This is a genomic window from Streptomyces sp. H27-H5 (genome assembly GCF_026627505.1).
Lineage (GTDB): Bacteria > Actinomycetota > Actinomycetes > Streptomycetales > Streptomycetaceae > Streptomyces.
Genome location: NZ_JAPNLK010000004.1, coordinates 69,443 through 91,694, shown reverse-complemented (window position 1 = coordinate 91,694; position 22,252 = coordinate 69,443). Strand labels below are relative to the sequence as shown.

The window sequence follows — 22,252 nt, the reverse complement described above, 5'->3', positions numbered from 1 at the left end:
ATGAAGATCAAGAAGGGCGACCTGGTTCAGGTCATCACCGGTAAGGACAAGGGCAAGCAGGGCAAGGTCATCACGGCCATCCCTACTGAGAACCGCGTCCTCGTCGAGGGTGTCAACCGGGTCAAGAAGCACACCAAGGCCGGTCAGACCGCTGGTGGTTCGCAGACCGGTGGCATCGTGATCACCGAGGCGCCGATCCACGTCAGCAACGTTCAGCTGGTTGTGGAGAAGGACGGCCAGAAGGTCGTCACCCGCGTCGGATACCGCTTCGACGACGAGGGCAACAAGATCCGCGTTGCCAAGCGGACGGGTGAGGACATCTGATGGCTACCACTCCGCGTCTCAAGACGAAGTACCGCGAGGACATCGCGGGCAAGCTGCGTGAGGAGTTCTCCTACGAGAACGTCATGCAGATTCCCGGCCTCGTGAAGATCGTGGTCAACATGGGTGTGGGCGACGCCGCCCGCGACTCCAAGCTGATCGACGGCGCCATCAAGGACCTGACGACGATCACCGGTCAGAAGCCGGCCGTCACGAAGGCCCGGAAGTCCATCGCGCAGTTCAAGCTGCGCGAGGGTCAGCCGATCGGCTGCCACGTCACCCTCCGTGGTGACCGCATGTGGGAGTTCCTGGACCGTACGCTGTCGCTCGCGCTTCCGCGTATCCGTGACTTCCGTGGTCTGTCGCCGAAGCAGTTCGACGGCCGTGGCAACTACACCTTCGGTCTCACGGAGCAGGTCATGTTCCACGAGATCGACCAGGACAAGATCGACCGTACCCGGGGTATGGACATCACCGTGGTCACCACGGCGACCAACGACGACGAGGGCCGTGCCCTCCTTCGTCACCTCGGCTTCCCCTTCAAGGAGGCGTAAGCGAGATGGCGAAGAAGGCTCTCATCGCGAAGGCTGCCCGCAAGCCCAAGTTCGGTGTGCGTGCGTACACCCGCTGCCAGCGCTGCGGTCGCCCTCACTCCGTGTACCGCAAGTTCGGCCTGTGCCGCGTCTGCCTTCGTGAGATGGCTCACCGTGGCGAGCTGCCGGGCGTGACCAAGAGCTCCTGGTAAATCCCTCCTGTCCTTAGGGACTTGGAGAGAACCAGAGACTCTCGGTAAGCATCTGGACGGCAGGTGCCCGGCCGCGCATGCCTTAGGCTTGTGTGGTTGGGCGTCTGCCGCCCATAACGACTTACTACGCCGTAGGTCCCCGCACCGCACCCGTCCCGCCACTGAGTGGGGAGAGGGATGGCGCATACAGGAAACCCCGGCGAGAGAGGCCGAAGGCCACTTCATGACCATGACTGACCCGATCGCAGACATGCTCACGCGTCTGCGTAACGCTAACTCGGCGTACCACGACACCGTCGTGATGCCGCACAGCAAGATCAAGTCGCACATCGCAGAGATCCTCAAGCAGGAGGGTTTCATCACCGGCTGGAAGGTCGAGGACGCCGAGGTCGGCAAGAACCTCGTCCTCGAGCTGAAGTTCGGGCCGAACCGTGAGCGCTCCATCGCGGGCATCAAGCGGATCTCGAAGCCCGGTCTGCGCGTGTACGCGAAGTCCACCAACCTGCCGAAGGTGCTCGGCGGCCTGGGCGTGGCGATCATCTCCACGTCCCACGGTCTCCTCACCGGCCAGCAGGCAGGCAAGAAGGGCGTAGGTGGGGAAGTCCTCGCCTACGTCTGGTAGTCGGGAACGGAGGAAAAGCAATGTCGCGAATCGGCAAGCTCCCCATCCAGGTTCCCGCCGGTGTGGACGTCACCATCGATGGCCGCACGGTCGCGGTGAAGGGCCCCAAGGGTTCCCTCTCGCACACCGTCGCTGCGCCCATCGCCGTCGCCAAGGGTGAGGACGGCGTCCTGAACGTCGTCCGCCCCAACGACGAGCGTCAGAACAAGGCCCTCCACGGCCTGTCCCGCACGCTGGTGGCGAACATGATCACCGGTGTGACCACGGGATACGTCAAGGCTCTCGAAATCAGCGGTGTCGGTTACCGCGTCGCCGCGAAGGGCTCCGACCTGGAGTTCCAGCTTGGCTACAGCCACCCGATCCTGATCGAGGCGCCCGAGGGCATCTCCTTCAAGGTCGAGTCGCCCACCAAGTTCACGGTCGAGGGCATCGACAAGCAGAAGGTCGGCGAGGTCGCCGCCAACATCCGCAAGCTGCGGAAGCCCGACCCGTACAAGGCCAAGGGTGTCAAGTACGCCGGCGAAGTCATCCGCCGCAAGGTCGGAAAGGCTGGTAAGTAGCCATGGCATACGGTGTGAAGATCGCCAAGGGCGACGCGTACAAGCGCGCTGCCAAGGCTCGCCGCCACATCCGCATTCGCAAGAACGTGTCGGGTACGGCGGAGCGTCCGCGCCTCGTCGTGACGCGTTCGAACCGCAACATCGTTGCTCAGGTCATCGACGACCTCCAGGGTCACACCCTGGCGTCCGCGTCGACCCTGGACACCTCGATCCGCGGTGGCGAAGGCGACAAGAGCGCCCAGGCCCAGGCCGTCGGCGCGCTCGTGGCCGAGCGTGCGAAGGCTGCCGGGGTCGAGACCGTTGTCTTCGACCGCGGTGGCAACCGATACGCCGGGCGCATTGCCGCTCTGGCTGACGCCGCCCGCGAAGCCGGGCTGAAGTTCTAAGCCCCGGTTCCGGGACTCACGGACGTAACAGAGAGAGGTAATCCAATGGCTGGACCCCAGCGCCGCGGAAGCGGTGCCGGTGGCGGCGAGCGGCGGGACCGGAAGGGTCGCGACGGTGGCCCTGCCGCCGAGAAGACCGCTTACGTTGAGCGCGTTGTCGCGATCAACCGCGTCGCCAAGGTTGTCAAGGGTGGTCGCCGCTTCAGCTTCACCGCGCTGGTCGTGGTGGGCGACGGTGACGGCACTGTAGGTGTCGGTTACGGCAAGGCCAAGGAAGTTCCCGCGGCCATCGCCAAGGGTGTCGAGGAAGCCAAGAAGAACTTCTTCAAGGTTCCGCGCATCCAGGGCACCATCCCTCACCCGATCACGGGCGAGCGTGCCGCGGGCGTCGTGCTCCTGAAGCCGGCTTCCCCCGGTACCGGTGTTATCGCCGGTGGTCCGGTGCGCGCCGTTCTGGAGTGCGCCGGCGTTCACGACATCCTGTCGAAGTCGCTCGGCTCTTCCAACGCGATCAACATCGTGCACGCGACCGTGGCGGCCCTCAAGGGCCTGCAGCGTCCCGAGGAGATCGCGGCTCGCCGTGGTCTGCCCCTCGAGGACGTCGCCCCCGCGGCTCTGCTTCGTGCACGTGCCGGGGCGGGTGCGTAATGGCTCGCCTCAAGATCACGCAGACGAAGTCGTACATCGGCAGCAAGCAGAACCACCGCGACACTCTGCGTTCGCTCGGGCTCAAGCGCCTGAACGACGTGGTCGTCAAGGAGGACCGCCCCGAGTTCCGCGGAATGGTGCAGACCGTCCGCCACCTCGTGACGGTTGAGGAGGTTGACTAACATGGCTGAGAACAGCCCGCTGAAGGCCCACAACCTCCGTCCCGCCCCCGGCGCCAAGACCGCGAAGACCCGTGTCGGTCGTGGTGAGGCGTCGAAGGGTAAGACGGCCGGTCGTGGTACGAAGGGCCAGAAGGCCCGTTACCAGATCCCGCAGCGCTTCGAGGGTGGGCAGATGCCCCTCCACATGCGTCTGCCGAAGCTCAAGGGCTTCAAGAACCCGTTCCGCACCGAGTTCCAGGTCGTCAACCTGGACAAGCTCGGCGCTCTCTACCCCGAGGGTGGAGAAGTCACGGTGGCCGACCTGGTCGCCAAGGGCGCGGTTCGCAAGAACAGCCTCGTCAAGGTCCTGGGCCAGGGCGAGATCTCCGTTGCGCTGCAGGTCTCGGTTGACGCCGTTTCCGGCTCCGCCAAGGAGAAGATTGCCGCCGCTGGTGGCACGGTCACCGAGCTCGTCTAAGACGAAACTCAGTGATTAATAGCTGAAACCCGACCGGGGATGCCTCACATATGGGGCATCCCCGGTTGGTCGTTCCACGGAGGGCCGTGTCGCCGGTAAGGTGGCCTGCACCTTTGCTTGTACGTATTCGTCGATCCCTCAGACCGTCACCTCTGACGCAGTAGCGCGGGGGTCGCAGGAGGCACCGTGCTCACCGCGTTCGCCCGGGCGTTCAAGACGCCCGACCTGCGCAAGAAGCTGTTCTTCACGCTCGCCATCATCGTGTTGTTCCGCCTCGGGTCCCACATTCCGGTGCCCGGCGTGAACTACAAGAACGTTCAGTTCTGTGTTGACCAGGCCGGGAGCGGCAACAGCCTGTTCGGTCTCGTCAACATGTTCAGTGGTGGCGCGCTGTTGCAGATCACGATCTTCGCGCTCGGCATCATGCCGTACATCACGGCGAGCATCATCCTGCAGCTGCTGACCGTGGTCATCCCGAAGCTGGAGAACCTCAAAAAAGAGGGGCAGTCCGGCACGGCGAAGATCACTCAGTACACGCGCTATCTGACGGTCGCCCTCGCGATCCTCCAGGGCACCGGCCTCGTCGCCACCGCGAAGAGCGGCGCCCTCTTCGGGTCCTGCCAGCTCCGCAGTCAGATCGTGCCGGATCACTCGATCTTCACCATGGTCGTCATGGTCATCACCATGACCGCCGGTACCTGTGTCGTCATGTGGCTCGGTGAGCTGATCACCGACCGCGGCATCGGCAACGGCATGTCGATCCTCATGTTCATCTCGATCGCCGCCGGCTTCATCGGCGCCCTCTGGCAGATCAAGCTCCAGGGCAAGATCGCCGACGGTTGGGTCGAGTTCGGCGTCGTCATCCTGGTCGGGCTCGCGATGGTGGCCCTCGTGGTCTTCGTCGAGCAGGCGCAGCGCCGCATCCCGGTCCAGTACGCGAAGCGGATGATCGGTCGCCGCGCGTACGGCGGCACCTCGACGTACATCCCGCTCAAGGTGAACCAGGCCGGTGTCATCCCGGTCATCTTCGCCTCGTCGCTGCTCTACATCCCGGCCCTGATCGTCCAGTTCAGCGGTTCCACCGCGGGCTGGGCCACCTGGATCCAGAAGCACTTCGTCAAGGGCGACCACCCGTACTACATCGCCGTCTACTTCCTCCTGATCGTCTTCTTCGCGTTCTTCTACGTGGCGATCTCGTTCAACCCCGAGGAAGTTGCCGACAACATGAAGAAGTATGGTGGCTTCATCCCGGGCATCCGCGCCGGCCGACCCACCGCCGAGTACCTCAGCTACGTACTCAACCGGATCACCTGGCCGGGGTCGCTGTACCTGGGTCTCATTGCTCTTGTGCCGACGATGGCGTTGGCGGGCTTCGGCGCGAACCAGAACTTCCCGTTCGGCGGGACGAGCATCCTGATCATCGTGGGTGTCGGTCTGGAAACCGTGAAGCAGATCGAGAGCCAGCTCCAGCAGCGCAATTACGAAGGGTTCCTCCGCTGATGCGAATCGTCCTCGTCGGACCCCCCGGTGCGGGCAAGGGAACGCAGGCCGCGTTCCTTGCCAAGAACCTGTCGATCCCGCACATCTCCACGGGCGACCTGTTCCGCGCCAACATCAGCCAGAACACGGAGCTCGGCCGGCGCGCCAAGGCGTTCATGGATGCCGGTGACCTCGTCCCCGACGAGATCACCATCGGCATGGCGAAGGACCGGATGGAGCAGGCGGACGCCGCGAACGGCTTCCTGCTCGACGGTTTCCCGCGGAACGTGTCGCAGGCCGTCGCCCTGGACGAGATGCTCCGGACCGCCGGCATGAAGCTGGACGCCGTCCTCGACCTGGAGGTCGAGGAGGACGAGGTCGTCAAGCGCATCGCCGGTCGCCGGATCTGCCGCAACGACTCCGCGCACGTCTTCCACGTGACCTACGCCCCGGCCAAGGCCGAGGGCGTGTGCGACACCTGTGGCGGCGAGCTGTACCAGCGCGGCGACGACTCGGAGGCCACGGTCCGCAACCGGCTGGAGGTCTACCACACGCAGACCGAGCCGATCATCGACTACTACAAGGCCCAGGGCCTGCTGGTGACCATCCCGGCCCTCGGTGAGGTCGCGGACGTCACGAAGCGCGCGATGGAAGCCCTGAAGAAGTAGTACCCCTGCTGTGCAGGTACGGCCGCGGTGTCCTCAGGGCGCCGCGGCCGTACTGTTGAGAAGTCCCGATTCAGAAGGTGGAAGGCACGTCCATGGTGCAGCTCAAGACCCCCGAGCAGATCGCCAAGATGCGGGAGGCGGGGCTGGTCGTCGCGGCCATCCACGCGGCGACCCGTGAGGCGGCCGTGCCGGGCGCCACGACGCGGGATCTGGACATGGTGGCCCGCAAGGTCATCGCGGACGCCGGCGCGAAGTCGAACTTCCTCGGCTACGGCGGATTCCCGGCGACGATCTGCACCTCGGTCAACGAGGTCGTCGTCCACGGCATCCCGGACGACAAGACCGTCCTCAAGGACGGCGACGTGATCTCGATCGACGCGGGCGCCATCGTCGACGGCTGGCACGGCGACGCGGCGTACACCGCCTTCGTGGGCACCGGTCACGCGCCCGAGCTCTTGGAGCTCTCCCGGGTGACCGAGGAGTCCATGTGGGCCGGCATCGCCGCCATGAAGCTCGGCAACCGCCTCGTGGACATCTCGAAGGCGATCGAGGGCTACATCCGCCGCCAGCCGCGTCCCGCGACCGGCAAGTACGGGATCATCGAGGACTACGGCGGCCACGGCATCGGGTCCGAGATGCACATGGACCCCCACCTGCTGAACTACGTCTCGCGCAAGCGGGGCAAGGGGATCAAGCTCGTCCCGGGCGTCTGCCTGGCGATCGAGCCGATGGTCTCCCTGGGCACCCCCCAGACGGAGGTACTGGCGGACGACTGGACGGTCATCACGACCGACGGCACGTGGTCCTCCCACTGGGAACACTCCATCGCCCTGACCGAGGCGGGGCCGATCGTGCTGACCAGCCCCGATTGCGGCAAGGCGAAACTGGCGGAGTACGGGGTCACCACGGCCCCGGACCCCCTCGGTTAATGATCTACAATGTGGGGCAAACTTTCCGGATTCGTCTTTCCGGATGCCCTGACGTAGACTGATGCGTCGGCTCTCGTGCATCCCCATGCCCTGCATGGGCAAGGCACGGCGCCGATCAAGGTAGCCGATTCGAAAGGCGAAGCGTGGCCAAGAAGCAAGGTGCCATCGAAATCGAGGGCACCGTGATCGAGTCCCTCCCGAACGCGATGTTCAAGGTGGAACTTCAGAACGGTCACAAAGTCCTCGCGCACATCAGCGGCAAGATGCGCATGCACTACATCCGCATCCTCCCTGATGACCGGGTTGTCGTGGAGCTCTCTCCGTACGACCTGACGCGTGGCCGGATCGTCTACCGATACAAGTAGATCTTGTCTTCACTCCCGTCTGGGCGTCTTGTCCCGGCGCGGGTGGTGGCACTGACCCGGAGAACCTCACCCAATGAAGGTCAAGCCGAGCGTCAAGAAGATCTGCGACAAGTGCAAGGTGATCCGCCGTCACGGTCGGGTCATGGTCATCTGCGACAACCTGCGCCACAAGCAGCGCCAGGGCTGACGCACGCCGACCGACCTGCACTCCGCAGTTCTTCGCGCGACGTAAGAAAACGTACACACGCAGAATCCGCCCAGCCCTGACCAGGGCCGGCGGCACCTCCGGCGGGGGCCGGGGACCCGGACGTACCACCACCCAACAGGTGTGGTCGGCGGTCGGGGTCGATTCTGCTGAAGACCCCCGAACACACAGGAGCCATTGAATGGCACGCGTTTCCGGTGTTGACATCCCGCGCGAAAAGCGCGTGGAGATCGCACTCACCTACGTCTTCGGTGTCGGTCGCACCCGGTCCAAGGAAATCCTTGAGGCCACCGGTGTGAACCCCGACACCCGCGTTCGTGACCTGGCCGAAGAGGACCTGGTCAAGATCCGCGAGTACGTGGACGCCAACCTCCGCACCGAGGGTGACCTCCGCCGCGAGATCCAGGCCGACATCCGTCGCAAGGTCGAGATCCAGTGCTACCAGGGTGTTCGCCACCGTCGTGGCCTCCCGGTGCACGGTCAGCGCACCAGCACGAACGCTCGTACCCGCAAGGGTCCGCGTCGCGCGATCGCCGGTAAGAAGAAGCCGGGCAAGAAGTAGTCCTGTTCAGCGGTCTTGCGCTGTAGGACCGACCACCTCCCGTAGGAGATTTAGATGCCCCCCAAGGGTCGTCAGGGCGCTGCCAAGAAGGTGCGCCGCAAGGAAAAGAAGAACGTCGCTCATGGGCACGCCCACATCAAGAGCACGTTCAACAACACCATCGTCTCGATCACGGACCCCTCGGGCAACGTGATCTCCTGGGCCTCCGCCGGCCACGTCGGCTTCAAGGGCTCGCGCAAGTCCACCCCCTTCGCCGCGCAGATGGCCGCCGAGTCGGCCGCCCGCCGCGCGCAGGAGCACGGCATGCGCAAGGTTGACGTCTTCGTCAAGGGTCCGGGCTCCGGCCGCGAGACCGCGATCCGCTCCCTCCAGGCCACCGGCCTCGAGGTCGGCTCGATCCAGGACGTCACCCCCACCCCGCACAACGGCTGCCGCCCGCCGAAGCGCCGCCGCGTCTGACGCGACGGACGCACCTGTGCGTCTTTGAGTGTCCGGGCGGTACGAACCCCTCGCGGGGGACGTGCCGCCCGTACCCTTGCTGTACGTAGTGCCCGTCGGACGTCAAATAGTGGGCGTCCACGACTGAAGGAACACACATGCTTATCGCTCAGCGTCCTTCGCTGACCGAAGAGGTCGTCGACGAGTACCGCTCGCGGTTCGTGATCGAGCCGCTGGAGCCGGGCTTCGGCTACACCCTCGGCAACTCCCTGCGCCGTACGCTCCTGTCCTCCATTCCGGGTGCCGCTGTCACCAGCATCCGCGTGGACGGCGTCCTGCACGAGTTCACCACCGTGCCGGGCGTCAAGGAAGACGTCACCGACATCATCCTCAACATCAAGCAGCTGGTCGTCTCCTCGGAGCACGACGAGCCGGTCGTGATGTACCTGCGCAAGCAGGGCCCCGGCCTGGTCACCGCTGCCGACATCGCGCCCCCGGCCGGTGTCGAGGTGCACAACCCGGACCTCGTCCTCGCCACGCTCAACGGCAAGGGCAAGCTGGAGATGGAGCTGACCGTCGAGCGCGGTCGCGGCTACGTCTCCGCCGTCCAGAACAAGCAGCTGGGCCAGGAGATCGGTCGCATCCCGATCGACTCCATCTACAGCCCGGTCCTCAAGGTCACCTACAAGGTCGAGGCGACCCGAGTCGAGCAGCGCACCGACTTCGACAAGCTGATCGTCGACGTCGAGACCAAGCAGGCCATGCGCCCGCGTGACGCCATGGCGTCCGCCGGCAAGACCCTGGTCGAGCTGTTCGGTCTGGCCCGCGAGCTCAACATCGACGCCGAGGGCATCGACATGGGCCCCTCGCCGACGGACGCGGCCCTGGCCGCCGACCTGGCGCTGCCGATCGAGGAGCTGGAGCTCACGGTCCGCTCCTACAACTGCCTCAAGCGCGAGGGCATCCACTCCGTGGGTGAGCTCGTCGCCCGCTCCGAGGCCGACCTGCTCGACATCCGCAACTTCGGTGCGAAGTCGATCGACGAGGTCAAGGCGAAGCTGGCCGGCATGGGCCTGGCCCTCAAGGACAGCCCGCCCGGATTCGACCCGACCGCCGCCGCCGACGCCTTCGGCGCCGACGACGACGCGGACGCCGGATTCGTCGAGACCGAGCAGTACTGAGCCTCGGCTCGCAGCAAGAGACTTTCCCGCGGCAGCCGCCGCGGGGGAACTGACACCGGTACCTGACACGGCCGGTGCAGATATGAAGGAGTATCACCATGCCGCGTCCCGCAAAGGGTGCCCGTCTGGGCGGCAGCGCCGCGCACGAGAAGCACCTCCTCGCGAACCTCGCGAAGGCGCTCTTCGAGCACGGCCGCATCACCACCACCGAGGCCAAGGCCCGTCGCCTGCGTCCCTACGCCGAGCGTCTGGTCACCAAGGCCAAGAAGGGCGACATCCACAACCGTCGCCTGGTGCTTCAGACGATCACGGACAAGAGCATCGTGCACACGCTGTTCACCGAGATCGCCCCGCGCTACGAGAACCGCCCCGGTGGTTACACGCGCATCACCAAGGTCGGCAACCGTCGTGGCGACAACGCCCCGATGGCGGTCATCGAGCTGGTCGAGGCCCTGACGGTCGCCCAGCAGGCCACCGGTGAGGCCGAGGCCGCCACCAAGCGCGCCGTGAAGGAAGCCGAGGCCGCCGAGGCCCCGGCCGCCGAGGAGACCAAGGAGGCCTGATCCTCCGGGATCTCGCTTGCTTGAACGGCTCTGAACGGGCCCGCCCCTTTCCGGGGCGGGCCCGTTCTGCGTTGTCCGGTGGTTTCCGTGTTTCTGAGAGGATCGCTCACGTGAGTGACGAGGTGGAGCCCGGGCACGTCCGGGTGCGGCTGGACCTGTCGTACGACGGCAAGGACTTCTCCGGCTGGGCGAAGCAGCGCGTGCTGCGGACCGTGCAGGGCGAGCTGGAGTCGGCCCTGAAGACCGTGATGCGGCTGTCCGAGCCCGTCGAGCTGACCGTGGCCGGGCGCACGGACGCCGGGGTGCACGCCCGCGGGCAGGTCGCGCAGTTCGACCTGGCCGAGGAGGTGTGGGCCGAGCACCACGACAAGCTGCTGCGCAGGCTCGCCGGGCGGCTGCCGCACGACGTCCGGGTGTGGAGGGCCGCCGAGGCCCCCGAGGGCTTCAACGCCCGGTTCTCGGCGATCTGGCGCCGGTACGCCTACCGCGTCGGCGACCACCAGGCCGGCGTGGACCCGCTGCGTCGCGGACACGTGCTGTGGCACCAGTGGCCGCTGGACGTGGACGCCATGAACGAGGCCTCCATCCCGCTGCTCGGGGAGCACGACTTCGCGGCGTACTGCAAGAAGCGCGAGGGAGCGACGACCATCCGCACGCTCCAGCAGCTCTCCTGGGAGCGCGGCGAGGACGGCATCGTCACCGCGACCGTCCGGGCCGACGCCTTCTGCCACAACATGGTCCGCTCGCTGGTGGGGGCCCTGCTGCACGTCGGCGACGGCCACCGGCCGACCGACTGGCCGGGCAAGGTGCTGGCCGCGGCCGTACGGGACTCCTCGGTGCACGTGGTGAAGCCCCACGGGCTCACCCTGGAGGAGGTCGGCTACCCGGCCGACGAGCTGTTGGCCGCCCGCAGCAAGGAGGCGCGGAACCTGCGCACCCTTCCCGGGGCCGGCTGCTGCTGACCCGGGAGCAAATCGGTTTGGGCGGATGAGCGCCGGCCTGGAGAATGCCCGGCATGGGACATCTCGAAGTCAACCACCTGGAGTACTACCTTCCCGACGGGCGGGTCCTGCTCCCCGACGTCTCCTTCCGTGTGGGGGAGGGCTCGGTGGTGTCCCTGGTGGGGGCGAACGGCGCCGGCAAGACCACGCTCCTCAAGCTGATCTCCGGTGACCTCCAGCCGCACGGCGGCGGGGTCACGGTCAGCGGCGGGCTCGGCGTGATGTCGCAGTTCGTGGGCTCCGTCCGGGACGAGACGACCGTGCGCGACCTGCTGGTGTCGGTGGCGCAGCCGCGGCTCCGGGAGGCCGCGAAGGCCGTGGACCGGGCCGAGCAGCTGATCCTGACCGTGGACGACGAGGCCGCGCAGATGGCGTACGCGCAGGCGCTCAGCGACTGGGCCGACGTCCAGGGCTACGAGGCGGAGACCCTGTGGGACGTCTGCACCATGGCCGCGCTGGCGATCCCGTACGACAGCGCGCAGTTCCGCGAGGTGCGCACGCTGTCGGGCGGTGAGCAGAAGCGGCTGGTCCTGGAGGCGCTGCTGCGCGGGCCGGACGAGGTGCTGCTGCTCGACGAGCCGGACAACTACCTGGACGTCCCGGGCAAGCGCTGGCTGGAGGAGCAGCTCAAGGCGACGCGCAAGACGGTGCTGTTCGTCTCGCACGACCGGGAACTGCTCACCCAGGCCGCCCAGAAGATCATCAGCCTGGAGGCGAGCCCGACCGGCAGCGACGTGTGGGTGCACGGCGCGGGCTTCGGGACGTACCACGAGGCCCGCAAGGAGCGCTTCGCGCGCTTCGAGGAGCTCAAGCGGCGCTGGGACGAGGAGCACGCCCGGCTGCGGGCCCTGGTGCTGCGGCTGCGCAACCAGGCGGCCTCCAGCCCCGACATGGCCTCGCGGTACCGGGCGATGCAGACCCGCTTCCAGAAGTTCGAGGAGGCCGGCCCGCCGCCGGAGCCGCCGCGCGAGCAGGACATCCGGATGCGGCTCAAGGGCGGGCGTACGGGCGTGCGCGCGCTGACCGTGGAGAACCTGGAACTCACGGGGCTGATGAAGCCCTTCTCGCTGGAGGTGTTCTACGGCGAGCGGGTCGCGGTGCTCGGCTCGAACGGTTCCGGGAAGTCGCACTTCCTGCGGCTGCTCGCGGGCGAGGACGTCAAGCACACCGGTACCTGGAAGCTGGGCGCGCGGGTGCTCCCGGGCCACTTCGCGCAGACCCACGCCCACCCCGAGCTCTTCGGGCGCACCCTCGTGGACATCCTGTGGACGGAGGCGGCGAAGCCGCTCGGCGCGGCGATGGGCGCCCTGCGCCGCTACGAGCTGGAGCGTCAGGCCGAGCAGCCCTTCGAGAAGCTCTCGGGCGGGCAGCAGGCGCGTTTCCAGATCCTGCTGCTCGAACTGGCCGGCACCACGGCGCTGCTGCTCGACGAGCCGACGGACAACCTCGACCTGGAGTCGGCGGAGGCCCTCCAGGACGGCCTGGAGTCGTACGACGGCACTGTGTTGTGCGTCACGCACGACCGCTGGTTCGCGCGCACATTTGACCGCTATCTGGTCTTCGGTTCGGACGGTGTTGTGCGGGAGACTCAGGAGCCCGTGTGGGACGAGCGGCGGGTCGAGCGGAAGCGCTGAGACCCGGCGGTGCGTTTCGACGGGCGGAGTCCGGCGCAGCCGACCGAAGCCTCTGCGGCCCCTGGGCCGAAGGGTGCGAGGGTGGCGGTGAGGGATGGGTCTCAGGAGCCCGTGTGGGACGAGCGGCGGGTCGAGCGGAAGCGCTGAGACCCGGCGGGTCGAGCGGAAGCGTGAGGGGCGGACCACCCCGGCGCGGATTTCGAGGGGGAGACGGCGTGCGGCTGCGGCCTGGCATCTGGCTCGTGAGGCGGGATTCCCGACGTGGCGCGGGGGCGCCCGCGCCCGGAGGCGGGCGGCTCGCCTGGCTGCTCCGGCCGGCGCCCCGGTCCCTGTGGGCGGTCTCCCTCGCGATCGTGCTGACGATCGCGATCTCGACGAGCCTGCGGGAGAACTGGGGCTCGGACAACGCCTTCGTGGTCAAGGCCGCGGACGCCCTGCTGTCCGGTGTGTCCCCGTACGAGGACAAGCGGTTCCTGTACCTGCCGAGCGCGGTCCTCATGGCGGTGCCGGAGGCGCTGCTGCCCACGTGGGCGCTGCGCTGGCTGCTGCCGGCGGCGATGTCGGGGCTGATCGGCGTCGGGTGGTGGGCCGCGCTGCGGCTGTTCGCGGTGCCGGTGACGTCGCGGTTCGCGATCGGCGGTTTCGGGCTCTTCGCCCTGGCCTACAAGCCGTACCTGAACCTGGTGCTGATCGGGAACTGGACGGCGATCTCGGCGGCCGCCCTGCCGGTGGCGCTGCTGCTGGCGCACCGGCGCTCGTGGGCGGCGGCCGGACTGGTGGTCGGGCTGGCGATCGCCTGCAAGCCGATGCTGGTGCCGATCGGCGTGCTGTTCCTGGTGGCCCGGCAGTGGCGGGGGCTGGCCGCGGCGGTGCTGACGCCGGTGGCGCTGTCGCTGCTGGGGGCGCTGATGATGCCGAGCCCGACGCTGTTCTTCACCAAGACGCTGCCGTTCCTGCTCCAGGGGCAGGACGAGTACGCGCTGCCGTGGGACGCCTCGCCGGTCGCGGTGCTGCCGCGACTGGGGGCGCCGGGGCTGCTCGCCGTGCTGGTGGCGTCCGCCGGGGCGGCCGGCGGCCTGTGGGCGGCCTGGGTCCGCTGGCGGCGTTCCGACGACGCCGACGACGGGGAACTGCGGCTGGTCGAGACCGCCTGCATGGTGATGCTCGCCGCATTCCTGGTCTCGCGGCCCTCCTTCGACCACTACCTCCTGGTGGTGCTTCCGCTGCTGCTGGTGTCGGGGGTCCGAGCCGGTTCCACGCCGCGCTCGCCCTGGTTCTGGGCGGCTCTGGTGCCCCAGTTGGCGGGGGTCCCGTGGCCCACCGAGCTGGCCCGCAAGAGGCGGGCGTTCCGCGACTGCGCGACGCTGTGCGGGCTCGCGATCGTGTTGGCGCGTCGTGGGCTGTCCTCCGGCCGGGTTACTCTGTACCCGGTAACAACTGCGGGGTCCCCACCCAGGACCGAACCGGAGTGCGCCGCGACGTCGACCGAGTCGGCATCGCGGACCGCTTTTTGACCCGTACGGGTCTGCTTGGGTACCCTGCTGGTTTGTTCTGCGTATTGGCTTGCTCATTCTCACGTGAAAGGGCCTTGCGCCGGTCCACCGGACCGATGACCAGCAGTTCGCACACGGGTTGCGTCCCCGTTGTGAACGAGGGCTGTCGTGATCGTCCGTGGTGACCCTGTCAGGACCTTCCCGTGGGGCTTGCGCCCTTGGGATACCACCACTGAAGAAGCGAAGGCATACGCGTGCGTACGTTCAGCCCCAAGCCCGGCGACATCTCGCGCCAGTGGCTCGTCATCGACGCCCAGGACGTTGTCCTCGGCCGTCTGGCGACCCAGGCCGCTGCCCTCCTGCGGGGTAAGCACAAGCCGACCTACGCCCCCCACATGGACATGGGCGACTTCGTCATCATCGTCAACGCCGACAAGGTTCACCTGTCCGGCAACAAGGCGACCCAGAAGATGGCGTACCGCCACTCGGGCTTCCCGGGCGGTCTCCGCTCGGTGCGCTACGACGACCTCCTGGCGAACAACCCGGAGAAGGCCGTCGAGAAGGCCATCAAGGGCATGCTCCCCAAGAACACCCTGGGCCGTCAGATGCTCTCGAAGCTGAAGGTCTACTCGGGCGACCAGCACCCCCACGCTGCCCAGCAGCCGGTGCCGTTCGAGATCACCCAGGTCGCGCAGTAGTTCCGGCCACCCCCTAAGACGTAGAAAATTCTGAGGAGCATCGTGGCCGAGACCACCGCCGAGACGACCCCCGTCGAAGAGTTCGAGGGCAACGTCGAGGAGTACACCAGCGAGTCCGAGGTCGTCGCCGAGGGCGACTACACCTCCGAGTCCCTTGCCGGTCGCTTCGGCGACCCCCAGCCGGCCGCCGGCCTGGGCCGTCGCAAGAACGCCATCGCCCGCGTCCGGATCGTTCCGGGCACCGGCAAGTGGAAGATCAACGGTCGCACCCTTGAGGACTACTTCCCCAACAAGGTGCACCAGCAGGAAGTCAACGAGCCGTTCAAGCTCCTGGAGCTGGACAACCGTTACGACGTCATCGCCCGCATCTCGGGTGGCGGCGTTTCCGGCCAGGCCGGCGCCCTGCGCCTCGGTGTGGCCCGTGCGCTGAACGAGGCGGACGTGGACAACAACCGCCCGGCGCTGAAGAAGGCCGGCTTCCTCTCCCGCGACGACCGTGCGGTCGAGCGCAAGAAGGCCGGTCTCAAGAAGGCCCGTAAGGCTCCGCAGTACAGCAAGCGTTAATCTGCGCCTGCTGTTCAGCAACGAACCGCCACAAGCGGCACATATTTGTCACAGCGGTCACAAGCGAAGCGTTAACTCGGGAGGACAACAGTGGGACGACTCTTCGGGACGGACGGTGTACGGGGCGTTGCCAACGCGGATCTGACGGCCGAGCTCGCGCTCGGTCTCTCCGTGGCGGCCGCACACGTACTGGCCGAGGCGGGTACGTTCGCCGGTCATCGGGCCACCGCGGTGGTCGGCCGCGATCCCCGCGCGTCCGGTGAGTTCCTGGAGGCCGCGGTCGTCGCCGGCCTCGCGAGCGCGGGCGTGGACGTCCTGCGCGTCGGTGTGCTGCCCACCCCGGCGGTGGCGTATCTCACCGGTGCGCTGGGCGCCGACCTCGGCGTGATGCTCTCCGCCAGCCACAACGCGATGCCCGACAACGGCATCAAGTTCTTCGCGCGCGGCGGCCACAAGCTGGCCGACGACCTGGAGGGCCGGATCGAGTCCGTCTACGAGGAGCACCGCACCGGCGCTCCCTGGGACCGGCCCACCGGCTCCGGCGTCGGCCGGGTCTCCGACTACGACGAGGGCTTCGACAAGTACGTCGCGCACCTCATCGGTGTCCTGCCCAACCGCCTCGAAGGCCTCAAGGTCGTGCTCGACGAGGCGCACGGCGCGGCCGCCCGAGTCTCGCCCGAGGCGTTCACGCGGGCCGGCGCGGAGATCATCACGATCGGCGCCGAGCCGAACGGCCTGAACATCAACGACGGCTGCGGCTCCACCCACCTCGGGCTGCTCAAGCAGGCCGTCGTCGAGCACGGGGCCGACTTCGGCATCGCGCACGACGGCGACGCCGACCGCTGCCTGGCCGTGGACGGCAACGGCGACGAGGTCGACGGCGACCAGATCCTCGCCGTGCTGGCACTGGCCATGCGCGAGGCGGGCCAGCTGCGCGAGAACACCGTGGTCGGCACCGTGATGTCGAACCTGGGCTTCAAGCTGGCCATGGAGGGCGAGGGCATCCAGGTCGTGCAGACCGGTGTCGGCGACCGCTACGTGCTGGAGTCGATGAAGGAGCACGGCTACGCGCTGGGCGGCGAGCAGTCCGGCCACGTGATCATCCTCGATCACGCGACCACCGGCGACGGCACGCTGACCGGTCTCATGCTGGCCGCCCGCGTCGCCGCCACCGGCCGGTCCCTGGCCGACCTGGCCGGCGTGATGCAGCGGCTGCCGCAGGTCCTGATCAACGTCCCGGACGTGGACAGGTCCCGGGTCACCACCTCCGCCGAGCTGGCGGCGGCGGTCACCGACGCCGAGCGCGAGCTGGGCACCACCGGCCGCGTGCTGCTCCGTCCGTCCGGTACGGAGCCGCTCGTACGGGTGATGGTGGAGGCCGCGGACATCGAGCAGGCCCGCGCGGTCGCGGGGCGGCTCGCGGACGTGGTGAAGTCGGCCCTCGGCTGACCGACCCGCACCTCAGCGTTTCCCGTGGCGGACCCACCGACCTCGCTGGGTCCGCCACAGCAGTTTCTGCGGCGGCGCGGGCTCGCTGCCGGCGAGCCACCCCCCCCCCGCGCGGGCCCCGCCACAGCAGTTTCTGCGCGAGCAGGGTCAGGATGCCGGCGAGCATGATCCCGCCGAGGTTCACCAGCAGCTGCTCGATCGAACCCCACATCTGGGCGAGCTCCCCGTAGCCCAGGGCGACGGCGGCGTTGGCGGCCGCCGGGACGGTGGTCACCGAGATCGCCACGCCGACCAGGGCGCCGGACTTCGCCGAGGTCAGCGAGAGCACCCCGGCCACGCCGGCGAGCAGCGAGACCACGAACGACAGCGGATCCGGCTTCCAGATGAAGCCGGTGTTCGGGCGGGGGCTGTCCAGCATCTCCTCGGAGAACTGTCCGATCGCGTCCATGCCCAGGCTGAACACCGTGGTGGCGGCGATCGCGACGGCGAAGCCGATCAGCAGCGCGCCCAGCGAGCGCAGGGCGAGCCGGGGGACGCCCCGTACGACCGCCGTACAGACCCCGGCGAGCGGTCCGAACTCGGGGCCGACGGCCATGGCGCCCACGATCAGGACCGCGTTGTCGAGGACCACGCCACAGGCCGCGATCATCGTCGCGAGCATCATGAAGGCGCAGTAGGTGATGGTGAGCGTGGACTCCTCGTGGGTCGCCTCGGTCAGTTGCTCCCACAGCACGGCGTCGGCGCCCTCGCCCGGGGCCTCCTCCTCGGCGGCGTCGGCCCGCTTCGACAACGACAGGTCGATGTTCTCGACGGCGATCGAGCCGTCCTCGTCGATCCCGAGTCCCTTGAGTTCCCGGAGCAGTTCGTCACCGGCCTCCCGGGCGACGTCGCACAGGACGAGATCGCCGCGGGGGTCGCGGCCGGCGCCGGGCAGGACGACGAGGTGGGCGGTGCCGACCGTGGACTCCACGACGTCGACGACGGCGTCCGTGCGTTCGGACGGGATGATCATCCGCAGATGCAGCATGGCCGCACCCTAGACTCCGCCGCCCGTGCGGTCAGAGCTTTCGCAGGCTCAACTTCTGGACCTTGTGGTCCGGGCCCTTGCGGACGACGAGCGTGGCCCGGCCGCGGGTGGGCGCCACGTTCTCCAGCAGGTTGGGCTTGTTGATGGTCCGCCACATGGTCTGCGCGTACTCCATGGCCTCCTCCTCGGAGACCTGCGTGTACTTGCGGAAGTACGAGAAGGGGTTCTGGAAGGCGGTCTCGCGCAACTTCCGGAAGCGGCCCAGGTACCAGCGCTCGATGTCCTCGGGGCGCGCGTCGACGTACACGCTGAAGTCGAAGTAGTCGGCGAGACCCACGCGGGTGCGGCCGTCCTTGCCGGGCAGGGCCGGCTGGAGCACGTTGAGCCCCTCGACGATCAGGATGTCCGGGCGGCGCACGACGAGCTGCTCGCCCGGGACGATGTCGTAGATCAGGTGGGAGTAGACGGGGGCGGTTACCTCGTCCTTGCCCGCCTTGATGTCCGCGACGAAACGGGTCAGCGCGCGCCGGTCGTACGACTCGGGGAAGCCCTTGCGGGCGGTCAGGCCGCGGCGCTGGAGTTCCTTCATCGGGTACAGGAAGCCGTCGGTGGTGACGAGCTCCACGCGCGGGTGCTCGGGCCAGCGGGCCAAGAGGGCCTGGAGGAGGCGGGCCACCGTGGACTTGCCGACCGCGACGGAGCCGGCGACCCCTATGACGAAGGGGGTGCCCGTCTGGGCGCCGTGGCCGTTGCCGGCGTCACCGAGGAAGGTGTTCAGGGTGCCGCGGAGGTTGTTGGTGGCGCCGACGTACAGGTTGAGCAGGCGCGACAACGGCAGGTACACGTCCCGTACCTCGTCGAGGTCGATCACGTCCCCCAGACCCCGGAGCCGCTCGACCTCCTCGGCGGTGAGGGGGAGGGGGGTCCGCTCGCGCAGGGCGCTCCACTCGGCCCGGGTGAGGTCGACGTACGGGGAGGCGTCGGGAGCCCGGCGATGGCCGGCGCGCTCCGTTGCGCGGTCCGGCGTGCTTCGTGGCGGCGAAGTGATCACCCTGCCATTGTCGGGGCTCGGGACCGCTTGTGGGTGGTGTGGTCGGTCACGTGCGGCGGGGTGCGGGGCGGGGGCGCGCGGCGGCCGGTCTCGATTCGACGACCCGGTCGGTATCGCCGGGGTCACGATTGCGCCGATGGCCGAATAAACCCGATCGGGTCATCGGGTTTTACTTTATCTTGATACGCGTCGCAGCTCCGATGTGCGCCCCTCACCTGGGCGTTTCCGGGGCCGTCCGGCATGCCTTTCGACTTTTCTGTGTACCGCCTGTGGGGGAGAAACACCGTGCGTTCCGCTCTTGTCCGTCGTACCGTCCTGACCGCTTCCGCCGTGTCCCTGACGCTGCTGGCCACCGCCTGCGGCTCCGACAAGGCCTCCGACACCAAGACGGACGCCAAGGCGTCCGCGTCGGCCGCTCCCGCCGCCAAGGGGAAGACGGCCGCCGAGCTGGCCGCGCTCCTGGTCACGCAGGCCGAGCTGCCCACGCACAAGATCGAGCCGTTCAAGGAGGAGAAGACCGCTCCGGTCGACTCCGACAAGCCCGAGTGCAAGGTGCTGGCGCAGGCCCAGTCCATGCAGCCGCTCGCCACGTCCACCGGCGTGGGCCGGATCATGACCGTCGAGCTGCCCAAGCCGGCGGCCGAGGGCGCGAGCGTGGACGAGAAGCTGGAGGCGGCCATGGGCGCCCTGAAGTCGACGGCGACCTCGGTCACCCTCTCCTCCTACGACGGCAAGGGCGCCGAGGACGCGTTCGCCTCCGTCAAGACCGCGATCACGGCCTGCGCCGGCGGCTTCGCCATCAGCTCGGAAGGCGAGAAGACCCCGATCGGGAACGTCACCTCCGAGCCGGTGACCTCCGGTGACGAGGCCGCCGGGTTCTCCACCGTGATGGACATGGGCGACGGCCAGAAGAAGAAGACGCACACGGTCGTCGTGCGCAAGGGCAACGTCCTGGCGACGTTCTGGGCGCTGAACCTGGCCGGCGACTCCGAGCAGCCGAAGGTCGTCGTCGACGCGCAGGTCAAGAAGCTCGGCTGACCCCTCGCGGCACTGCCGCCCCCACCGCCCCGGCGTGTCCGCCGGGGCGGTCTTTTTTCGTCCTGTTCAGGTACCGGGCGGGAGGCCGACCACGGCGTACCCTGCCGCCTATGTGCGGAATTGTGGGTTACGTAGGAGCGCAATCTGCGCTCGATGTGGTCATCGCCGGACTCAAGCGACTGGAATACCGCGGCTACGACTCGGCGGGCGTCGCCGTGCTCGCGGACGGGGAACTCTCCTCCGTGAAGAAGGCCGGAAAGCTCGTCAACCTGGAGAAGGAACTGGTCGGGCACCCGCTGCCGGCCGGGTCCACGGGCCTGGGGCACACGCGGTGGGCGACCCACGGCGGGCCCACCGACGTCAACGCGCACCCCCATCTCGACAACGCGGGACGCGTGGCCGTCGTGCACAACGGGATCATCGAGAACTTCGCCGAGCTGCGCGCCGAGCTGGCGGAGCGCGGCCACCGCCTGGAGTCCGAGACGGACACCGAGGTGGTCGCCCACCTGCTGGCGGAGCGGTTCGAGGTCTGCGGGGACCTCACCGAGGCGATGCGGCAGGTGTGCCGTCTCCTCCAGGGGGCGTTCACGCTGGTCGCGGTGCACGCCGACCAGCCGGACGTGGTGGTCGGGGCGCGCCGCAACTCGCCGCTGGTGGTGGGCGTCGGGGAGAACGAGAACTTCCTGGCCTCGGACGTGGCCGCCTTCATCGCCCACACCCGGTCCGCGATCGAGCTGGGCCAGGACCAGGTCGTCGAACTGCGGCGCGACGGGGTCTCGGTGACCAACTTCGACGGCTCGGTCGCGTCCGTACGGGCGTACCACGTGGACTGGGACGCCTCGGCGGCCGAGAAGGGAGGGTACGACTACTTCATGCTCAAGGAGATCGCCGAGCAGCCGAAGGCCGTCGCCGACACTCTCCTGGGCCGCATCGACGCGAACGGCCTGCTGACGCTCGACGAGGTGCGCATCCCGCCGTCCGTGCTGCGCGAGGTGGACAAGGTCGTGATCGTGGCCTGCGGTACGGCGTACCACGCGGGCATGATCGCGAAGCTGGCCATCGAGCACTGGACCCGCATCCCCTGCGAGACGGAGCTGGCCAGCGAGTTCCGCTACCGCGACCCGATCCTCGACCAGCGGACGCTGGTCATCGCGATCTCGCAGTCGGGCGAGACCATGGACACCCTGATGGCGCTGCGCCACGCGCGGGAGCAGGGCGCCAAGGTGCTGGCCGTCTGCAACACGAACGGCTCGACGATCCCGCGCGAATCGGATGCCGTGCTGTACACGCACGCCGGCCCCGAGGTGGCCGTCGCCTCGACGAAGGCGTTCCTCACACAGCTGGTGGCCTGCTACCTGGTGGCGCTGTACCTCGGGCAGGTGCGGGGCACCAAGTGGGGCGACGAGATCGAGTCGGTGATCCGGGAGCTGTCGGACATCGCGGCGGCCGTGGACACCGTCCTGGAGACGATGGAGCCGGTACGGCAGCTCGCGCGTTCGCTCGCCGACAAGAACACCGTGCTCTTCCTCGGCCGGCACGTGGGCTACCCGGTGGCGCTGGAGGGCGCGCTCAAGCTGAAGGAGCTGGCGTACATGCACGCCGAGGGCTTCGCGGCGGGCGAGCTGAAGCACGGGCCGATCGCGCTGATCGAGCCGGACCTGCCGGTGGTGGTGGTCGTGCCGTCGCCGCGCGGACGCTCCGTGCTGCACGACAAGATCGTGTCGAACATCCAGGAGATCCGGGCGCGCGGTGCGCGGACGATCGTCATCGCGGAGGAGGGCGACGAGGCGGTGGTCCCGTACGCCGACCACCTGATCCGGATCCCGGCCACGCCGACGCTGCTCCAACCGCTGGTGGCGACCGTTCCGTTGCAGGTGTTCGCGTGCGAGCTGGCGACGGCGCGGGGCAACGAGGTGGACCAGCCGCGTAACCTCGCCAAGTCGGTGACCGTGGAGTGAGCCAAGCGCGCGGGCGCCGATCCGTCGC

27 protein-coding genes and 1 pseudogene are annotated in these 22,252 nt (G+C 68.2%); 26 read left to right on the top strand and 2 right to left on the bottom strand.

Annotation, left to right across the window (positions count from 1 at the left end; translation table 11 throughout):
* From rplX to glmM, 24 genes are all read left to right on the top strand, one after another.
* Complete coding sequence (rplX, locus tag OTB19_RS02900) at positions 1 to 324, top strand: 50S ribosomal protein L24 (protein WP_053682617.1); 324 nt, start codon at positions 1 to 3, stop codon at positions 322 to 324.
* On the top strand, positions 324 to 875 hold the full coding sequence (gene rplE, locus OTB19_RS02895) for a 50S ribosomal protein L5 (RefSeq protein ID WP_030388859.1): 552 nt from the start codon (positions 324 to 326) through the stop codon (positions 873 to 875). Before rplX ends, rplE begins: the two co-directional genes overlap by 1 nt.
* 5 nt (positions 876 to 880) lie before the next feature.
* Positions 881 to 1,066 carry a type Z 30S ribosomal protein S14 gene (locus tag OTB19_RS02890; RefSeq protein WP_003956452.1) on the top strand — a complete coding sequence of 62 codons (186 nt, stop codon included), beginning with the start codon at positions 881 to 883 and terminating at the stop codon, positions 1,064 to 1,066.
* 223 nt (positions 1,067 to 1,289) lie between these two features.
* Positions 1,290 to 1,688 carry a 30S ribosomal protein S8 gene (gene rpsH, locus OTB19_RS02885; protein WP_007265911.1) on the top strand — a complete coding sequence of 133 codons (399 nt, stop codon included), beginning with the start codon at positions 1,290 to 1,292 and terminating at the stop codon, positions 1,686 to 1,688.
* Between the two features lie 20 nt (positions 1,689 to 1,708).
* Positions 1,709 to 2,248, top strand: coding sequence for a 50S ribosomal protein L6 (rplF, locus tag OTB19_RS02880; RefSeq protein WP_267796318.1), 540 nt, complete (start codon positions 1,709 to 1,711; stop codon positions 2,246 to 2,248).
* Between the two features lie 2 nt (positions 2,249 to 2,250).
* Complete coding sequence (gene rplR, locus OTB19_RS02875) at positions 2,251 to 2,634, top strand: 50S ribosomal protein L18 (RefSeq protein ID WP_008739696.1); 384 nt, start codon at positions 2,251 to 2,253, stop codon at positions 2,632 to 2,634.
* A 45-nt stretch (positions 2,635 to 2,679) separates the two neighbouring features.
* On the top strand, positions 2,680 to 3,282 hold the full coding sequence (gene rpsE, locus OTB19_RS02870; RefSeq protein WP_053682615.1) for a 30S ribosomal protein S5: 603 nt from the start codon (positions 2,680 to 2,682) through the stop codon (positions 3,280 to 3,282).
* Positions 3,282 to 3,464 carry a 50S ribosomal protein L30 gene (rpmD, locus tag OTB19_RS02865; RefSeq protein WP_053682614.1) on the top strand — a complete coding sequence of 61 codons (183 nt, stop codon included), beginning with the start codon at positions 3,282 to 3,284 and terminating at the stop codon, positions 3,462 to 3,464. The genes rpsE and rpmD overlap by 1 nt, the downstream gene beginning before the upstream one ends.
* 1 nt (position 3,465) lies before the next feature.
* Positions 3,466 to 3,921, top strand: a complete 456-nt coding sequence (gene rplO / locus OTB19_RS02860) for a 50S ribosomal protein L15 (RefSeq protein WP_053682613.1) — start codon at positions 3,466 to 3,468, stop codon at positions 3,919 to 3,921.
* 186 nt (positions 3,922 to 4,107) lie between these two features.
* Complete coding sequence (gene secY, locus OTB19_RS02855) at positions 4,108 to 5,421, top strand: preprotein translocase subunit SecY (RefSeq protein ID WP_053682612.1); 1,314 nt, start codon at positions 4,108 to 4,110, stop codon at positions 5,419 to 5,421.
* Positions 5,421 to 6,068: an adenylate kinase gene (locus tag OTB19_RS02850; RefSeq protein ID WP_053682611.1), complete on the top strand. Its 648-nt coding sequence runs from the start codon at positions 5,421 to 5,423 to the stop codon at positions 6,066 to 6,068. The genes secY and OTB19_RS02850 overlap by 1 nt, the downstream gene beginning before the upstream one ends.
* A 92-nt stretch (positions 6,069 to 6,160) precedes the next feature.
* A complete protein-coding gene (map, locus tag OTB19_RS02845) occupies positions 6,161 to 6,997 on the top strand; it encodes a type I methionyl aminopeptidase (protein WP_053682610.1) in 837 nt (278 codons plus the stop codon).
* A gap of 143 nt (positions 6,998 to 7,140) precedes the next feature.
* Positions 7,141 to 7,362 (top strand): translation initiation factor IF-1, encoded by a 222-nt coding sequence (gene infA / locus OTB19_RS02840; RefSeq protein ID WP_003956442.1) that lies wholly within the window; start codon positions 7,141 to 7,143, stop codon positions 7,360 to 7,362.
* 73 nt (positions 7,363 to 7,435) lie between these two features.
* Complete coding sequence (gene rpmJ, locus OTB19_RS02835; protein WP_003956441.1) at positions 7,436 to 7,549, top strand: 50S ribosomal protein L36; 114 nt, start codon at positions 7,436 to 7,438, stop codon at positions 7,547 to 7,549.
* 199 nt (positions 7,550 to 7,748) lie between these two features.
* Positions 7,749 to 8,129: a 30S ribosomal protein S13 gene (gene rpsM, locus OTB19_RS02830; RefSeq protein ID WP_267796317.1), complete on the top strand. Its 381-nt coding sequence runs from the start codon at positions 7,749 to 7,751 to the stop codon at positions 8,127 to 8,129.
* 54 nt (positions 8,130 to 8,183) lie between these two features.
* Complete coding sequence (rpsK, locus tag OTB19_RS02825; protein WP_003956432.1) at positions 8,184 to 8,588, top strand: 30S ribosomal protein S11; 405 nt, start codon at positions 8,184 to 8,186, stop codon at positions 8,586 to 8,588.
* A 137-nt stretch (positions 8,589 to 8,725) separates the two neighbouring features.
* Complete coding sequence (locus OTB19_RS02820; protein WP_008739666.1) at positions 8,726 to 9,748, top strand: DNA-directed RNA polymerase subunit alpha; 1,023 nt, start codon at positions 8,726 to 8,728, stop codon at positions 9,746 to 9,748.
* A gap of 98 nt (positions 9,749 to 9,846) precedes the next feature.
* Positions 9,847 to 10,311, top strand: coding sequence for a 50S ribosomal protein L17 (rplQ, locus tag OTB19_RS02815; protein ID WP_053682607.1), 465 nt, complete (start codon positions 9,847 to 9,849; stop codon positions 10,309 to 10,311).
* 110 nt (positions 10,312 to 10,421) lie between these two features.
* Positions 10,422 to 11,273, top strand: a complete 852-nt coding sequence (gene truA / locus OTB19_RS02810; RefSeq protein ID WP_267796316.1) for a tRNA pseudouridine(38-40) synthase TruA — start codon at positions 10,422 to 10,424, stop codon at positions 11,271 to 11,273.
* A 44-nt stretch (positions 11,274 to 11,317) separates the two neighbouring features.
* A complete protein-coding gene (locus OTB19_RS02805; RefSeq protein ID WP_267796315.1) occupies positions 11,318 to 12,946 on the top strand; it encodes an ABC-F family ATP-binding cassette domain-containing protein in 1,629 nt (542 codons plus the stop codon).
* Between the two features lie 242 nt (positions 12,947 to 13,188).
* Positions 13,189 to 14,460, top strand: a complete 1,272-nt coding sequence (locus OTB19_RS02800) for a glycosyltransferase family 87 protein (protein WP_267796314.1) — start codon at positions 13,189 to 13,191, stop codon at positions 14,458 to 14,460.
* Positions 14,461 to 14,693: 233 nt separating this feature from the next.
* Positions 14,694 to 15,137: a 50S ribosomal protein L13 gene (gene rplM / locus OTB19_RS02795; protein WP_030230678.1), complete on the top strand. Its 444-nt coding sequence runs from the start codon at positions 14,694 to 14,696 to the stop codon at positions 15,135 to 15,137.
* 42 nt (positions 15,138 to 15,179) lie between these two features.
* On the top strand, positions 15,180 to 15,701 hold the full coding sequence (gene rpsI, locus OTB19_RS02790; protein WP_267796313.1) for a 30S ribosomal protein S9: 522 nt from the start codon (positions 15,180 to 15,182) through the stop codon (positions 15,699 to 15,701).
* 90 nt (positions 15,702 to 15,791) lie between these two features.
* Positions 15,792 to 17,150: a phosphoglucosamine mutase gene (glmM, locus tag OTB19_RS02785; RefSeq protein ID WP_267796312.1), complete on the top strand. Its 1,359-nt coding sequence runs from the start codon at positions 15,792 to 15,794 to the stop codon at positions 17,148 to 17,150.
* 82 nt (positions 17,151 to 17,232) lie between these two features.
* Here glmM and OTB19_RS02780 read toward each other — a convergent pair.
* Positions 17,233 to 18,177, bottom strand: a pseudogene (locus tag OTB19_RS02780) (DUF389 domain-containing protein); the annotation flags it as partial.
* Between the two features lie 31 nt (positions 18,178 to 18,208).
* Positions 18,209 to 19,228, bottom strand: a complete 1,020-nt coding sequence (coaA, locus tag OTB19_RS02775) for a type I pantothenate kinase (protein WP_053682601.1) — start codon at positions 19,226 to 19,228, stop codon at positions 18,209 to 18,211.
* A 285-nt stretch (positions 19,229 to 19,513) separates the two neighbouring features.
* Between coaA and OTB19_RS02770 the strand changes: the two genes are divergently transcribed.
* Together OTB19_RS02770 and glmS are read left to right on the top strand one after the other, a co-directional pair.
* Entirely contained in the window at positions 19,514 to 20,266 is a 753-nt protein-coding gene (locus tag OTB19_RS02770) for a hypothetical protein (protein WP_267796311.1), read from the top strand.
* 110 nt (positions 20,267 to 20,376) lie between these two features.
* Positions 20,377 to 22,224, top strand: a complete 1,848-nt coding sequence (gene glmS, locus OTB19_RS02765; protein ID WP_267796310.1) for a glutamine--fructose-6-phosphate transaminase (isomerizing) — start codon at positions 20,377 to 20,379, stop codon at positions 22,222 to 22,224.
* Positions 22,225 to 22,252: the final 28 nt, after the last annotated feature.